Below are 16,031 nucleotides of genomic sequence, written 5' to 3'. Positions count from 1 at the left end.
ATTTATTTCTAACAATAGAATTAATATATAAAATTTTCTGATAATTAAGAATGTCCATAAGGCAGCCTCCCGTATCGGAAGCGCTGCCATATTTCTCTGTTGACTAGTCACGCCGATAGATCGCTTTGCGTTGCAATATGACGGGCAAAATAGTCTTTTGCCGACTGCAGGCAGCGGCGTGCATGTTCTTCGTAGCCGAGCTCCTTGACACGTTTGATGTTTGGTAACTCGATCGAGCAGGGAATTTCCGGAATGCGGCGGACAATGCCGGCAATGTCGATCCCACCTTCGCCGATGTACAGCCGCCCTTCGCGGAGAATTCTCGTCATCTCTTCTTTTGACGCCGGAATCTCGCCCGGCGCGTCGCAAAGATGGAGAAAATGGAACCACTCCCGCGGCACGGCTTCCAACGCTTCTGGCGAATCGCCGGCGCGATGAAAATGGTGCAAATCAATCATAACGCCAGCATTGTCTTTCTTTACCGTCTTTAACACATCGATGACTCCGGCCAAATTCGTCACCGCCGCAATCGGCACGTATTCCAAATCAACGGTCAGCCCGTATGGCTTCGCCAGTTCGCACAGCTCGGCAAACTGTTCAATGTAAGCGCTTCGGTCGGCCGTCCAAATGCTGCTTAAGACGTGGCGGCCGCCCAGTTCAGCCGCCACTTCCAAAGCGGGTTCATACCGTTTTGGATCCGTATCAGCGTCAATGCGGGCCAGTTCGATATCCAGCAGCTTGACGCCGGTGTCCCGCAACGCCGCTTTCGTCTCACGCAACAGCTGTGGATTTTCCGCCAACGCATAGTTCGGTTCTCCCGGAAGCCCCATGTAGATGATCCGGAAACTGACGTAATCATACCCTGCCCGGGCGGCAATGTGCGCCATCTCCGGCGGCGGACAGCCGAGCACGGTCAAATGGGCCAAGGAAAACGTTCTAGCCATATCTTCCCCCTCCCCCCGATCTTGAAGGTTTCTCCTTACCGCTCTACGGCCACATGGTGAACACGTTTACCTGGGGAATAGATGTCCATAATATTCCAGTGGCCGGACGTCGGCGTCGGGACGTTGATCATTTCCACATCGATGACAAACGGTTTGTTCGCTTGGATGGCTCGCTCGAGCGCCGGTTTAAACTCTTCCGCCGAGCGGATTTTCACTCCTTCAACGCCGTATGCCCGGGCAATGGCTGCATAATCCGGCGAATACGGCTTACCGTCCTTTTGGAAAACCGTCCCGTGCGTCGTGCCAAAATGCGCCTTCTCGAGCCCGGCGATCGTGCCAAAGGCGTAGTTGTTCATAATGACCCAAACAACGGCGATATTTTCCTCGGCGGCGGTCGCCAACACCGCCGGGTTTTGGCCAAATCCGCCATCTCCAACGAGCGACACGACGACGCGGTCCGGGCAGGCGATTTTCGCCCCGAGCGCGGCCGGAGCGCCAAAGCCCATCGTCGCATAACCGCCTGGCGTCAAAATCGTTCCTGCACCATACGCTGGGAACTGTTGGCCGACCCCGTTTTTGTTCCAGCCGACATCGGTCGTGATGATCGCATCTTTCGGCAGCACTTCCCGCACCTCATGCAAAATGCGTTCCGGACGCATCGGATAGCTGTCGTCTTGAATGTGCGGCGCGTTTTGCCGCCGGAATTCCTCCTTATAGTTAGCGATCCGTTCTTTCAGCGCCTCGTCCGTCCGCCCTTGCGGCACGGTTTGTTTCGCCACGCGGTTCAACACGGTAAGCGCTTGCTTGACATCGGCGACGATGCCGAGTTCCGTTGGATAGTTGCGCCCGATTTCGTTCGGGTCGATGTCAATATGAATGAGCTTCGTTTCCGGAATGTTGAACGTGTACTCCGGCTCCCATGAACTGCAATCAGCTTCGGAAAATCTCGTTCCCAATGCCAAAATGACATCGGCGTTGCGGCACATGTCATTGACGAATTTCGTCCCCCAGAATCCGCTCATGCCCAGTGTCAGCGGATGGTCATCCGGCAGCGCCCCTTTGCCCATCAGCGTGTGCGCAACGGGGAGATCGAAATGTTCGACAAACGTTTTCAATTCTTCCGCCGCATCCGCCAGCATAATGCCGCCGCCGACGTACACAAGCGGGCGTTCCGCCTGCATCAGCTTCTCAATGATGTGTTTCGCGGTTTCATCGTCAATCGACGGCTTATGCAGCGTTTTCGTATGCCGCTTTTGCTTTTCAAACAGCGCCACATCCACTTCTTTGGAGAAAATGTCCATCGGCACGGAAACAAGCACCGGCCCTGGGCGGCCGCTCTCCGCCAGCTGGAACGCTTTTTCCAAAATTTCCGGGAACAAATCCGGCCGGTCGACCCGCCATGCCCGCTTCACAAACGGGCGGTAAATTTCATATTGCGACGCATCAGCGTGCAAGTTGATCTCCTGGTGCGGATGCTTTCCGTAATAATGACTCGGCACATCACCGGCGATGACGACCATCGGAATGGAGTCGAGCGCCGCGTTCGCCACCCCGGTCGCCGCATTCGTCAGCCCCGGGCCGACATGGCACAACACAACCGCCGTTTCCTTTTTGGCGCGTGCATAGCCGTCAGCCATATGCGCGGCGATTTGTTCGTGGCGGACGTTGACGAACTTGATTGAACTATGCTCCAAAGCCGCCAACACTGCGATGTTCGTATGGCCGCAAAGCCCAAAAATATGCGTAACGCCGCGGTCTTCCAAATACCGGACTAACTGTTCGGCTACTGGTTTTTTCATCGCTCTTCCTCCTCCTTGAAACGTAACACGACTTTGCCCGCATTGCCGGATGACGCCAGTTCATACGCCTGCTCATAGTCGCGGACCGGAAAAATGCGGGAAATGACCCGTTCGATCGGATGCGGCATCGTCCGCAAATAATGAATCGCTTGCAAATAGTCATCCGGGAAGCGGTAGATGATGGAACCATGCACGGTCACTTCGTTGCGGACAAGACGCACCACCGGAAACGTCGCTTCATTCGCCAGACCGATCAACACAAGATGCCCCCCTGGAGCGACAAGCTCCGCCGCCTGTTCGACCGCTTCGCGCGCACCGGCCGCCTCGATGACAACATCAAACGTTTCACCCGACAGCGCATCAGGCGCAAGCGTGCGGATGTCGGCCATCGCTTTCACCGTCTCAAGCTTCAACGGATTCACATCGACCGCCGTCACATCCGCTCCGAAATGGCGGGCGAGGACGGCCGCCATCATCCCTTCATTGCCACATCCGATCACCGCTACCCGCATGGCGGGCTCGATCCGCACTTTGCTCAAAGCATGCACGACGACAGCAAACGGTTCGACAAGCACCGCCTTTTCATCCGAGAGATCATCAGGAACAGGAAGCACATACTTGGACGAGATGATGAATTCATGCGAAAATCCGCCGTCCGTGTTGATGCCGAGTGATTGTTTATGTCGGCAGATGTTCGTCAACCCTTTTTGGCACAAATCGCACGCGCCGCAATACGTGTTCGGCAGCACAACGACTCGCGTTCCAATGTCATAGGCGGCTTGTTCGCCTTTTTCGACAATGACGCCGACTAATTCATGCCCGGCGCGAACGGGATAGTTCGCGTGCGGAAGTTTTCCTTTCAGCACCCCAAGATCCGATCCGCAAATCCCCCCGTAAATGAGCTTGATCTTCACCTCATCCCCTTGTGGGGAACGGACGGCCTCGAGGCGCCGCAGTTCTAATTCATTCGGCTTCGCCACATAAAGCGCTAACATGTTGCCACCACCCATCATCACTGTGGAAACTGCCATACAATCATCTTCATTTCCGTCATTTCTTCAATCGCATAACGCGGGCCTTCGCGGCCGATGCCGCTGTTTTTCACACCGCCGTACGGCCAATGATCCAACCGGAAATTCGAGGTGCCGTTCACAACGACCCCGCCGACATCAAGCGCCTCCGCCACTTGATGGACGATGTCCATCCGGTTCGTAAACAGCCCAGCTTGCAGGCCAAAGGCAGAATCGTTCGTCTCTGCAATCGCTTCGTCAATCGTCCGGTACGGGATGACGCTGACGACCGGGCCGAATACTTCTTCACAAACGACTTTGCTTCGCTTCGGCGGGTTGAAGAGCACCGTCGGCTCCACCGTCGCCCCACGCCGTTTTCCGCCGCACACCAGCGTCGCGCCGGAAGCGATGGCTTCATCAATCCAGTTCATCACCCGATCCGCCGCCCGCTCATCGACCATGCAGCCGACATCCGTATCGGGCAAGAGCGGGTCGCCGACTTTCAACGCCTCGACTTCCCGTTTGAGCAAGTCGGTGAACGGTTCAACGACCGACTCATGTACGTAAATGCGCTGGACGGAAATGCAGCTTTGCCCGGAATTGCTGTAGCCGGTTTTCGCGCAAAGCGCGGCCGCCCGTTTCAAATCGGCGTCTTCATGGACGATCGTCGCCGCATTGCCGCCGAGCTCCAGCAGCACTTTTTTCATGCCGGCCAACGCGCAAATGTTGCGGCTCGCCACCACGCCGCCGGTAAACGAAATGACGTTGACGCGATCGTCTTTCACGATTTGCTGCCCAACCTCGGCACCGCCAAGCACCATGTTGATGGCACGCGGTGGAAGCCCGGCCTCTAGCAGCAACTTCAACAGTTCTGTCGCAATCAGCGGCGTCTGCGGCGCCGGTTTTAACACAACGGTGTTGCCCGCCGCAAACGCGGGTCCGACTTTATGGCAAATCAAATTGAGCGGGGCGTTGAACGGCGTAATCGCCGCCACGACGCCGACCGGCACGCGAAACGTCACTGCCACCGCTTTCGTCCCGCGCGCCGAGGCGTCGCCCGGGATCGTTTCCCCAAACAGACGCTTCGCTTCTTCAGCTGACTGCTCAAGCGTTTCAATGGAGCGGGACACTTCATCCAACGTGTTTTTCAGCGGCTTTCCAAGCTCTTCCGAAATCCAGCGGGCAAACGTTTCTTTCCGCTCCTCCAGCAGCATCGACGCCCTTTTTAAGATGCGCGCTCGCTCATAGGACGGAATTCTCGCGATCTCTTTTTTTGCTTCAAACGCACAGGCGAGCGCCCTGTCCACATCTTCCGGCGTCGCCAGCTGCTGTTCGCCGATCACTTCCCCGGTATACGGGTTTTTCACCGGCTCCGCCGCACGCGGTTCTTCGATCCATGTCCCGTTAATATACAGCTGTGCTTTTCTCATCTTGATCACCTACTTTTCCAAATGACGTTTGGCTGGTCCGGTATAGCGGACTAAATCATCGCGGTTCGGGCACGGTCCTTTGATCAGCACGCCGCTTTGCCACTCTTCAAACGCATGGGCGACAATGCCCATCCCGCGCGACAGAGCGAACACACCTTTCGCCGCCGCCGCCGGCACGCCGAGCTCGCACTGGATCGCCGCCGCCACCCCGTCGATGTTCATCGTCATCCGCTTCCCTTTCGTCTTCTCCAAATGGGAACGATACGCTTCCGCGATCGCTAAATACCGTCCACTGATCTCCCCTTCTTCCACAAGCTCGCCCGCCAGCGCATACAGCCGTCTGACGCGCGGGTCGTCATCATGAAGCTGATGGCCAAATCCCGGCAGCTTCCGCCCTTCACGGCGAAACTGTTCAAACCGCTCGCCGATCACATCGGCCATCGCACCTTCCCCGCCGCGGATTTCGATTTGCTCATTTGTCTCGTAAAACAGCGCCATCGCCTTCTCCACCGCTCCCCCGTGCACATCACCAAGCACGTTGATGCCCGTCGCCACACACGAGTTGAACGAAATGCCGCATGTCGCCGCCATGCGGGCCGCCGCAATCGACGGGGCGCGCGGGCCGTGATCCGCCCCGGCGACAAGGACGCTTTCCCATAACTTCGCCTTTTTCTCGCTCAATATCTCCCCGCATAATAAGAGGTACAACATTTGCGTGTACGACACATTGCCGATTAATTCCTCAATCGGATATCCGCGAATGAGAATTTCATTTTTGCGGACGTCGCTGATCGACGTCTCCCACCACGCCCCTCCATCGGCGTACATATCGAGCGCACTTCGCTGCTTCATCCGAGTCGATCCCCCTTTGCCGCTCTTTGTAGATCGATCTAAAAGAATGGAATTTTAGTAGATCGATCTAAAACAAAAGAATGAAGATTAGATCGATCTAAAAACCTCCAGAACAAATCTTCTTTGTTTCCATTTTTAAGCAGACGATCCCGAGCGCACCAACTAGGCACGCCTATTTATTAGATCGATCTAAAAAAGAAATGACAAACAATTCAATCGATTCGATCTCATTATATCGTTCCGCCGAAAACGCTGTCAACCTAAAAATCTTCTTTCTTTGAAAAAAAAGAAGGAAACGACCCCACAACGCCATAGATATCAGCCGAAAAACAGCCGCTCCGCCAACAGCGCAATGCCGATTCCTACGGCCATATAACCGAGCGCAAACGGAACATTCCTCCTGCCGATCCGATACGGATTGTCCCCCAGCTCCTCCGCCAGCAAAGAAACAGAAATATTGTACGGGCTGTACATGACCGTCGCCAAACTGCAACAAATGAGCACAATCGACAACGGCACCGCCGGAACAAGCAGCCGCACCGGCTCAAGCAGCGGCATGAGCAGCGTCAAGCTCACCAGCGGGTGAAATCCGACAAGCGACGTCGTGAAAAAATAAGCGGCAATCATCGCATACAGCCAGACGGAATGTTCCGCCCCGACGCGAAACCAGCCTCCAAGCCCAGCGAGCAGCGGAGACCGGGCCAGCATCTCGACAAACAACCCGGCTCCTAAAAACATGAAAAAGTAGTTTCCCAATCCCTCTGTCCGCTCTTTCCAATGGCAGAGCGCCATCACCGCATACCGCTTCACCCGGCGCACAAGCAGCGCCCATCCGAAACAAAACGGGACAAGCAATAAGACGATCGAAAACAAAAATCCTTTGCCAAGCCAACGCTGAACGAGCGACACGAGCACCGTAAACACGACGAGCACCACTAGCAGCTGGGCGGCCTTTTTCCCGATCGAAACCGCTGATTCCCGCCCCGCTTCCTCGCCGTTGTCCAATGGGATGGATCGGTACGAAACAGCGGCCGTTCCCCAGTCGATCATCGCCATCGTAAAAGCCAGAAGCAGCAAAAACAGCGCCACTTCATAATAGTGCACACCGGTGAAATCAATCGTCGTGCTGATCATCACTTCCATCGGGCTCCACGTCAAACAAAGCGCATACGCCCGCAGCAAATTCCGAACATAAAACGACTCGGCCTTCCGTCCTCCTACATTTCGCAGCGCGGTGCGCAACGATTTGACAAGAAGCGGAATTGTGGCAATGTTCAAAAACAACCCAAGCAAATGACAAACGCTGAAACTGCGGCGGTACAGCGACGAAACGCCCCCGACGTTCCGCTTCAGCCATTCGCTCAAACTCTGATCATACCGCCCGACGCGAATAAGCGTATTCATGAACGGAAGCACAAAAAACAGCGCCAACAGCCCCAACACCCGTTCAAAATGCAGGACAAACGTCGGCCATGCATCGCCATAGAACAAAAACAATCCAACACCAAATGCAAAAAACAGAGCTCCCGACACCTGGTACACCCCGCGGGCGAAAAACGCGGACACAATAAACGCTGACAGCGCTGCAGCTCCCATAGCATAGTGAACGGGGGCCGTCTCGACAAACTGGGCCACCATATACAGCGCCACCGCCGCTGTATACACCGGCACCCGCCACATTCCAATCCAGTCTTGAATGCGATCGTGCGTCATTGTTCTCCCCTTTCGTTGCCATACGTTGAGATGATGATGCGACTGTTGTCCATAAGCGGCGAAAACGATTCCCCTCTCCGACAGCACACATTCACGTTTCAGCAGACGGGGCAAGCACCGGAAACCTGAGCCTCTCTACATCCAAAGCGATGTGGTGAACGTCCAATCGAAAAAAACGGGTGCCGCTACACCCGTTTCGCAAGCAGCCGCTCAAGCCCCGCCGCCACCCCATCTTCTTCGTGGGAGGACGTCACCATGTCGCAGATGGCTTTCAGCTCCGGTTCGGCATTGTCCATCGCCACGCGATAGCCTGCGACCTTAAACATCGACAAATCGTTATGGCTGTCGCCAAAGGCGACCGTGTCGCGCACATCGATGCCGTAATGGGCGGCGAGCTGTTTGAGCGCCTCGCCTTTTGTCGCCCGTTCGTTGTTCATCTCAATATTGTGCGGGTGCGACGAGGTGACCGTGACACCACGGAGCGCGGCGAATCGCGACGCTGCATCACGCAGCCGCTCGCGGTCGAGGGCGAAAATCAGCAGCTTATACATCACCGTCTGCGGGTCGTCCCACACCGTGCGGATGTCATCGACATACATCACCCGCGCCTGCTGGAACTGCTTGTTCACGAGCCACTTCACCTCTGGCGCCGCATCGGCCATCCCGGAAGCGAGCGCCTCCCATTGGGCGCGGTTGTGCAGGCCGACATAGACCGCATCGCCCGTGTACGTCTCGCAATACAAATCGGACTGTTCGCGCACCCACTCAAGCGCCGGACGAACGATTTCCCGCTCGAGCGGCGCCTCGCTGATGACCGTGCCGTCTTCGAGCGAAACGACCGCGCCGTTTAAGCTTGCGATCGGGCAGATAATGCCCGCCTCGCGAAGCGGGGTGAGCGCGTCTTTGCGCGCCCTCCCTGTCACGACAGCGACGATGTGGCCTTGCGCCTGCGCCGCGGTGATGGCCGCCCGGTTTCGTTCACTGATTTTTCCTTCCCCGTTTAATAGCGTTCCGTCCATATCGAGTGCAATCAACATGTTCATCCCTCTTTCTGCGTCGTGCAAAGCGCTCTTAGAAAAACGGAATCCTGGCAGAAGCAGCGGGCTAGTGGAAAGCCGGAAATTCCTGCGCTTTTCACTCCGTACCCCAGCGCCTGCCCCCATCATCTCCTGTTCGGCATCACGATCGGCTTCTTCTTAGAATTCCGGTGAAAAACAGTTGCCACGCGCAAATCAGCGGCATTTCACCAAAAAAGAAGACTGATTTCGCAAGGTTTTCTAATTAAGAAACAACCGGAACTAACAGTGTTTTCTACTAAATCACTAGACCTTTAGATCGCAAACTGTTCAAACAATTCCCTCACTTCATCGGAACGAGGGGTTGGGCCTGTGCTCATATTCACACCCAACTCGCGCAAAAGCGGGGCCAGCAGCGGACCGTGTTCCTTCGTGACGCGCACATGGCTCGGTACACGCCCGAGCGCGCGAGCAAATTCAAGAAAACTTTGTTGCAGCGTCTTCGCCTCCAGCTGGCCGCGAAACACTTGGTGATGCAAAATGACTCCGCTCGCTGCATCGGCAGCCAGCGCCAGCAGCGGAAAATACGGGCGCTCCCAGCGTCGCTCCTGAATCGGCTTGTTCACATAAGCGATCGAAAACTCCGCAAACAGCGGGGCGCGATCGAGCGCCTTGACCTTTTCCAACTCGTCCGTTCCGATTTCAAGCACCGGTGTTTCCTTTTTCTTCGCCTTCGGGCGCGACACCCAGCCGTCGCGCCAATGAAGCCCGTCTTCTCTCCGTTCGGCAATCCGGGCAAACAATCGGTTGCCGCGAGCGGACAAAGCTAGGGACAGCTCGCCATCGCGCAGCCGCTCGGCGACAACGACCGCTTGTTCCAATGCCATAGCCGCCCATGCCGCTTCCTGTTCCGAAAGAAACCATGGATAATATCCAGGGGCAAAACTGCGGAACATCGGCAACAGCTGTTTTCCACTCACAGGAATGTGATACTTCCGCAACATCGCTTTATCGTCTCTTTCCAAGTCGTTTCGGGGCGCGAACGACACGAGCAATGCGCGCTCTTTAAACACAGCGTCTTTTGGATGCAACGTTCCAGATAAAATATCTTGCAAGCATGCATACCCTTCCTCACCGATGTAAATGACAAGGCCGTACTCCTGGCCAAGCGCCCCGATCACCGTACAATACAACGATTCCCCATCAGGAGTCACCACGGCAAAAATTTGATCATCGTCCATCCATGTCCACGGGGCCAAGTCCCTGTAGGCGAGCGCTTGATCGAACAGCGTTTTCCATACATCCTGTTCCACTTCTTCGACTCTGCCTTTGCTTGCGGCTCGTTTCGTTTTTTTCGCCTCACCTTCTTCCTTCACCACTTTTCGTTGAAACGGGGCGAGCGCCACATTCACGTTCGCCGTCAGCTCCGCTGTGCTCATCTCTTCCTCTATGGCTTGCACTTCTCCCCAGCTGTCCTCTTTCAAACCCACTCGCACGGCCTTGATACAGCACGGATACAACGCGTCGGGAACTGGATCGACGATCTTTTCCAAAACGATGTCATGCTCCCACATATCTCCAAAATCATACACGTATTGGGCGCGGTCGCCTTCTTCGACAAACCATTGCCCAATCCTTTCCTCCCGCTCATCGTAATCGGCGCCGTCCCATCCAGCCGCTTCGTTGCCGATTTCAATGCCCAGCCGCGCCGTTCCGCCGACCTTTGTCATGTAAAACGTATGCAAATGTTGGTCCATCCAGCCGAATGCGGCTTGCAACACGCGATGCAGCTCGGCGAACGTCATCTCCCCCGGCACAAGCAACCGACGCCAAATGGGAGGGCGCGTATGCTTCAATTGCACTTTGAGTTGATAAATCATTCTCTTCTTCCTTTCTCATTGGCTTGTCTTGTCCTCTATTATAACAGATCAACGGAAACATGATGAAATCTTCCCTCTTTTCGTAGTATAATAGATGGGCTCTTCACCAAAAGTTGTACTTGATTTTTTCTGAACATACCCTATTTACGCTTGTGAGGGAAAATCAGCACTTTTTGCCTATCCTTACGCAGGAAACCGCATTGCTTGTCAAGTACATGTTGTGGTGAAGAGCCAATAGATGAAAAAATTCTCAACGAAAGCGAAGGGATCGATATGTGGATCGTGTATGCTTTGTTGGCGGCGGTGTTTGCGGCGCTGACATCGGTGCTGGCGAAAATCGGCATTGAGAACGTGAACTCCCATCTAGCGACCGCCATTCGCACCATTGTCGTGCTCGTGCTCGCATGGATGATCGTCTGGATGACAGGGGCTCATCACGGCCTAAAAACCATTTCGACGAAAAGCTGGTGGTTTTTATGCTTATCCGGAGCAGCAACCGGATTGTCGTGGCTTTGTTTCTACAAAGCAATCCAAATCGGCGATGTCTCGCGCGTCACCGCCATTGACAAGTCGAGCTTGGTGCTGACGATTTTGTTTGCGGCGATGTTTCTCGGCGAACCGCTGTCCGCGAAAGTGGTGATCGGGGTGCTGCTCATTACCATCGGGACATTGATCATGATGTTTTAGCCAGCCGCCTTCTCAATCGTTTAGCCTGTTCTTCTCGAAATATTGCCGCCATACTCAATTTTGGCAGTTTTCCATCAAGCCTATAGACAGGACAATCCAAAAGATGTTATGATAAATTTTATAGTGACCTAGAGCTTTTCTCCGCCCTCCACATCATTTCGGCATAGAGGACAGCTTTTGGGATCACTTTATGAAATAAGGTCTTCGTTGCGACCAAGAGTGTGTGAATGGCTTCGCCGCTGCTTGTCAAACGGAGAGTAGTTTGAAAGGAGATCACTGAATGAATGATTTTCACCCGTTCGGCTGGTACGCGGCGAAAATAGCCCCGCATTTGCCGAAAAAAGCGTTTCAACCTGTGAAGTCCCGCTTGTTTGGAGGTCTGGCTTATGTAGGGCTCGTCATCGCCGGCATCCTCGCTGTATCGCTTTTTCATCTTCACCCGGTATGGAACCTCCTCATCTCTGTTGTGCTTGGTTTCAGTTTTGCCGCGTTAGGATTTTTAGGACATGAAATTTTGCACGGCACCGTCGTCAAAACGCCATGGCTGCGCGATCTTCTCGGAGCGATCGCCTTTTGGCCGCTTTGCACCGGTCCGAAGTTGTGGAGAAAATGGCATAACGCCAGCCACCATGTGCATACCCAGCATGAAGAAAAAGACCCGGACGCGTGGCCAAGCATGGAGAAATTAGCGAAAAGCCGCCTGCTCTCTTGGGTATACCGCATCCCGTTTCCGATTCGCGCGTTTTTCTCGTTTAGCTCCTTGTCGGTGATGTTTACCCTTCATTCGGTGCGGATGCTGTTTTACTTTTTCAAAGACTTTCGCCGGAAGAACCGCGCGGTTGTCCTGTTTCAATTTTTCTTGCCTTGGGCGACATGGCTCGGGCTGTTATGGTTTGTCGGCTGGGAAAAATGGCTGTTCGCCTTTTTGCTTCCGTTGCTCGTCGCCAACACGATCGTCATGAGCTATATCGCAACCAACCATCGTCTCAATCCGTTAGTGCCGGTCAACGATCCGTTGGCGAACAGTTTGTCGGTCACCGTGCCAAAGTGGGTGGATATCCTCCACTTCCACTTTTCGCACCATACTGAACATCATCTCTTTCCTGCGATGAGCTCGAAGTACTACCCGCTCGTGAAAAAACACATCAAACAAATGTGGCCCGACCGCTACCACGAAATGCCGATGGGAAAAGCGTTGGCCGCCCTTTGGAAAACGCCGCGCGTCTACTACGAGCACAACGAGCTCATCGAGCCGAAGCAAGGCCATGTGTACGGCACGCTCGGCAATGGGTTGGATCCCGACCGGATTGTGCATCGCGAGCTGGAAACGGAAAAACAGCCGCGCGCAGCCAAAAAACGGGCAAAAACAAAAAAAGCAGCGGGGCAAGAGAATTTGTAGAAAGGATGGGCTTTGCGGCCGTCCGCCTCCTATGTGGATCAAATAGCGGCGAAGAGGGGAAAAGAGCGCTTTTCTTTCTGCAAACCCGCGTTTCCGTGTATGTGCGCACAACCAAAAGGTGCCCCGTCATGTGGGACACCTTTTTCCTTTTCACTGACGGCATTGGTCAATGCAAGCGACCAACCTTTTCTCAATATCTTCCGCGATTTCCTTCAACGCCGGCTCGTTCACCATGCCAACAAGCATTGTCGGCTTCGGCATGCCGATTTTCGTTGTGCCGTTCTCTTGATAGACGACGAGTTTGCACGGCAAAAAGTAACCGACCAACAAGTTTTCATTTAACACCCGCGCCGCTTCTTGCGGGTTGCACACTTCGAAAATGACCATCGGCGTGGAAAAATCAAGCCCCTTTTCTTGCAGCTTCTCGGTCACGCTGAACCGCCAGAGCACGCCAAACCCTTCTTGTTTCAAGTTCTCTTCCAAACGCTCGATCGTTTCGTCCATGCCTGTTGGCACGTCAACCGTGTAATGGAACATTGCTCCTTCTTCCCTTCGTGAAGATTTTCTCACTGTTTATCATGTCCAAATCGATCTGTAGAAAACAAAAGGCGAAACATGATCCGTTTTCGCCTTCACACATATCGGTTTCCCCTCGTTCATCGTCTTTCCATCGATCCACTCATAAAATATCCACCCAAATTTTCACCGCCGTCGCCAAAATCAACACGGCAAGGATGACTTGCAGCACTTTCGTGTTCATGTTTTGCCCCGCTTTCGCCCCCAGCGGAGAGGCAAGCAAGCTCGCGACGACCATGATGAGCGCCGGGATGTAATCGACTTGGCCGGTGGCGATTTTCCCGAACGTAGAGCCAATGGAGGAAATGAACGTAATGGCCAAAGACGTGGCGATCGTCATTCGCGTCGGGATTTTTAGGACAACGAGCATGACTGGCACAAGCAAAAACGCCCCCGCCGCCCCGACGATACCGGACCCGACGCCGATGAGGAACGCCAAGGCGGCCGCCACCCCTTTGTTGAACGTCACTTGGTCAAGCGGAATGTCATCGATCCCTTTTTTCGGCACAAACATCATGATCGCGGCTAATGCCGCCAAGACGCCGTAAACGACGTTAATCGTTCCCTCGCTCATCAGCTTCGAGCCGTAACCGCCGACAAAACTACCAACAAGAATGCTTGCGCCCATATAGAGAATGAGCGATTTGTTCAAATAGCCGCTTTTTCGATACGCCCACACGCCGCCGATCGTGGCGAAAAACACTTGCACCGCGCTGATTCCCGACACTTCATGAGCGCTGAACGCCGCCAGCCCAAACAACGGCGGAAGATACAGAAGCATCGGATATTTAATAATCGATCCGCCGATCCCCACCATCCCAGAAATAAACGAACCGACAAAACCGATGAAAAAGATGACAATGAGAAACGCGAGCGAAACATCCATCGATCATTCCTCCCTTTTCGTTTCAAAAGGGACGGGGCACGCCCCCGCCCCCTGTCAATCTGTGCCGCTTCTTTAGGCATGGGCATGATGCAGCGCGCAGCGGTTCGGGCCGATCTCAAGCTCCCGCTCTGTTTCGATATCCACGGTTTTGAGCCCGCGGTTGATGGCGACAATGTCTTCAAAGTTCGGCGGGGTTTCCGTCTTGGCGCTTTGGATGACGAGGTCGATGAATTCGTCTTTCGGTTTGTTTTGCATCATCTCATTGCGGGCGCGGATGCGGCCCAACGTATCGCCGACATACCCCTCCGCGTTGATTTCTTCGTCTAAGTTCGCGTAGTGAGCCGGCAAGACGATCACATCATCCGCCATGGCCGCCACTTTTTCATATACGGTGTGATACAAGTCTTCCGCCCATTCCGCCACTTTGCCGCCAAGATCCGGCCGCCCGAGACCGCCGACAAAAATCGTGTCACCCGAGAACAGCCATTTGCCGTTGACAAAGAACGAGACGCTGCCTGGCGTATGGCCTGGCGTTTTCACGGCCAACACTTCCAAATGAACGTTGGCAAAGTCGATCGTGTCATGCTGCTCTAGTGGCTCGAAATCAAACACCGCTCCCTCGCTTTTCATCAAGTAGTACGTTGCCCCCGTTCGTTCGGCCAGCGCCTTGCCGCCGGAAAGATGGTCGGCATGCAAGTGCGAGTCCACGATATGCGTGATCTTCACCCCTTCTTGTTGGGCGGCTTGTTCGTACACGTCAATAAATCGCAACGGATCGACGACAAGCGCTTCGCTTCCGGAGATGACCATATACGACAGGCATCCTTTGCCGACGCGGATGAATTGGTAAATTTTCAACTGATCATCTTCGTATACTTTCGCTTGATGGAGATGCTCACTCCACGCCTGCATCCCGCCAGCGAGCGTATAAACGTTGTCAAACCCGGCTTCCGTCAGCTGTTCGGCGACAAACGCCGCCGATCCGCCCTTCGCGCACACGACGACGATGTCTTTGTCTTTCGGAAGACGGTCGACAATCGAGTCAACCCCATCAATCAATTCAAAATACGGCACGTTCAAATAGTCAAAGTTTTTCCCTTCGATTTTCCAATCGCGAAAATCGCTTTCGTTGCGGACGTCCAAGATGAACAGCGATTCTTTGTTGAACACCTTTTCCGTCATTTGTTGCACGGTCATTTCTTTCACCATATTAACATACCCCCTAATGTATATTTGATTGTTAAAAAAGGCCGCTCATTACGATTGAGCGGAATCAAGCGGCCCGTTCCATTGCGACATGCCGGGAACGACGTTGCGCACACGGTCAAATCCTTTTTCGGCCAGCTTTTGCGCAGCCAAATCGCTCCGTGTCCCTGTGCGGCACACGACATAAATCGTTTTGTCTTTCGGAAGTTCGGCCATCCGATTCTCGAGCTCCCCAAGCGGAATTGAAACGGCGCCCGGAATATGGCCAAACGCATACTCCGCCGGTTCGCGGACATCCAAGACAAACGAATCAGGATCGTGAAGTTTTTCTTGCAATTGTTCATTCGATACGACATGAGGGAATGCCGTTTCTTTGCGTGTTTCACTTTCTGCTGCCTTGCGGATATAATGTTTCAAAACCCCATTTTCTTCAATTGTTCCTACATATTGATGCCCTGTGCTTTCCGCCCATGCTTTGATATCGGCTTTGGATCCCTTATCCGTCGCCTGCACTTCCAGCACTTGACCCGGTTGCAATTCATTGATCGCCTTTTTCGTTCGAACGATCGGCATCGGGCAGGACAGTCCTTTCGCATCAACGGTCATATCAACTTTAATCATGAACGAATCCCT

Annotated in this window: 14 protein-coding genes; 2 read left to right on the top strand and 12 right to left on the bottom strand. The window is 54.1% G+C overall.

Annotation, left to right across the window (positions count from 1 at the left end; all coding sequences use genetic code 11):
- Positions 1 to 107 precede the first annotated feature (107 nt).
- The 8 genes from GZ1_RS09725 to GZ1_RS09690 all read right to left on the bottom strand — a co-directional run bounded on the left by GZ1_RS09725 (position 108) and on the right by GZ1_RS09690 (position 10,644).
- The gene (locus tag GZ1_RS09725) at positions 108 to 944 is read right to left on the bottom strand and encodes a sugar phosphate isomerase/epimerase family protein (RefSeq protein ID WP_060788387.1); all 837 of its coding nucleotides are present in this window, start codon (positions 942 to 944) and stop codon (positions 108 to 110) included.
- A 35-nt stretch (positions 945 to 979) separates the two neighbouring features.
- Positions 980 to 2,743, bottom strand: a complete 1,764-nt coding sequence (locus tag GZ1_RS09720; RefSeq protein WP_013145031.1) for a thiamine pyrophosphate-binding protein — start codon at positions 2,741 to 2,743, stop codon at positions 980 to 982.
- Positions 2,740 to 3,738, bottom strand: a complete 999-nt coding sequence (locus tag GZ1_RS09715; protein ID WP_033006416.1) for a zinc-dependent alcohol dehydrogenase — start codon at positions 3,736 to 3,738, stop codon at positions 2,740 to 2,742. The genes GZ1_RS09720 and GZ1_RS09715 overlap by 4 nt, the downstream gene beginning before the upstream one ends.
- Positions 3,739 to 3,755: 17 nt before the next feature.
- On the bottom strand, positions 3,756 to 5,183 hold the full coding sequence (locus GZ1_RS09710) for an aldehyde dehydrogenase family protein (protein WP_033006417.1): 1,428 nt from the start codon (positions 5,181 to 5,183) through the stop codon (positions 3,756 to 3,758).
- A 9-nt stretch (positions 5,184 to 5,192) separates the two neighbouring features.
- On the bottom strand, positions 5,193 to 6,035 hold the full coding sequence (locus GZ1_RS09705; RefSeq protein ID WP_060788386.1) for a citryl-CoA lyase: 843 nt from the start codon (positions 6,033 to 6,035) through the stop codon (positions 5,193 to 5,195).
- Positions 6,036 to 6,353: 318 nt separating this feature from the next.
- Positions 6,354 to 7,748 (bottom strand): hypothetical protein, encoded by a 1,395-nt coding sequence (locus GZ1_RS09700; protein WP_050572318.1) that lies wholly within the window; start codon positions 7,746 to 7,748, stop codon positions 6,354 to 6,356.
- 185 nt (positions 7,749 to 7,933) lie between these two features.
- Positions 7,934 to 8,785 (bottom strand): Cof-type HAD-IIB family hydrolase, encoded by an 852-nt coding sequence (locus GZ1_RS09695; RefSeq protein ID WP_060788385.1) that lies wholly within the window; start codon positions 8,783 to 8,785, stop codon positions 7,934 to 7,936.
- Positions 8,786 to 9,078: 293 nt separating this feature from the next.
- A complete protein-coding gene (locus GZ1_RS09690) occupies positions 9,079 to 10,644 on the bottom strand; it encodes a plasmid pRiA4b ORF-3 family protein (protein ID WP_014196111.1) in 1,566 nt (521 codons plus the stop codon).
- Between the two features lie 273 nt (positions 10,645 to 10,917).
- Between GZ1_RS09690 and GZ1_RS09685 the strand changes: the two genes are divergently transcribed.
- Positions 10,918 to 11,331 carry an EamA family transporter gene (locus GZ1_RS09685; RefSeq protein ID WP_060788384.1) on the top strand — a complete coding sequence of 138 codons (414 nt, stop codon included), beginning with the start codon at positions 10,918 to 10,920 and terminating at the stop codon, positions 11,329 to 11,331.
- 280 nt (positions 11,332 to 11,611) lie between these two features.
- The gene (gene desB / locus GZ1_RS09680) at positions 11,612 to 12,730 is read left to right on the top strand and encodes a Delta(10) desaturase DesB (RefSeq protein ID WP_060788383.1); all 1,119 of its coding nucleotides are present in this window, start codon (positions 11,612 to 11,614) and stop codon (positions 12,728 to 12,730) included.
- A gap of 150 nt (positions 12,731 to 12,880) precedes the next feature.
- On the opposite strand, the gene GZ1_RS09675 is transcribed toward desB, so the two are convergent.
- From GZ1_RS09675 to GZ1_RS09660, 4 genes are all read right to left on the bottom strand, one after another.
- A complete protein-coding gene (locus tag GZ1_RS09675) occupies positions 12,881 to 13,267 on the bottom strand; it encodes a DUF302 domain-containing protein (protein WP_021321731.1) in 387 nt (128 codons plus the stop codon).
- Between the two features lie 142 nt (positions 13,268 to 13,409).
- Positions 13,410 to 14,192, bottom strand: coding sequence for a sulfite exporter TauE/SafE family protein (locus GZ1_RS09670; RefSeq protein WP_060788382.1), 783 nt, complete (start codon positions 14,190 to 14,192; stop codon positions 13,410 to 13,412).
- 72 nt (positions 14,193 to 14,264) lie between these two features.
- A complete protein-coding gene (locus GZ1_RS09665) occupies positions 14,265 to 15,401 on the bottom strand; it encodes an MBL fold metallo-hydrolase (protein WP_060788381.1) in 1,137 nt (378 codons plus the stop codon).
- 48 nt (positions 15,402 to 15,449) lie between these two features.
- Positions 15,450 to 16,019, bottom strand: a complete 570-nt coding sequence (locus GZ1_RS09660) for a sulfurtransferase TusA family protein (protein WP_060788397.1) — start codon at positions 16,017 to 16,019, stop codon at positions 15,450 to 15,452.
- Between the last annotated feature and the right edge of the window lie 12 nt (positions 16,020 to 16,031).

The organism is Geobacillus zalihae NBRC 101842 (assembly GCF_001544135.1).
Classification (GTDB): Bacteria; Bacillota; Bacilli; order Bacillales; family Anoxybacillaceae; genus Geobacillus; species Geobacillus zalihae.
This window is presented reverse-complemented; position numbering and strand designations above follow the sequence as displayed.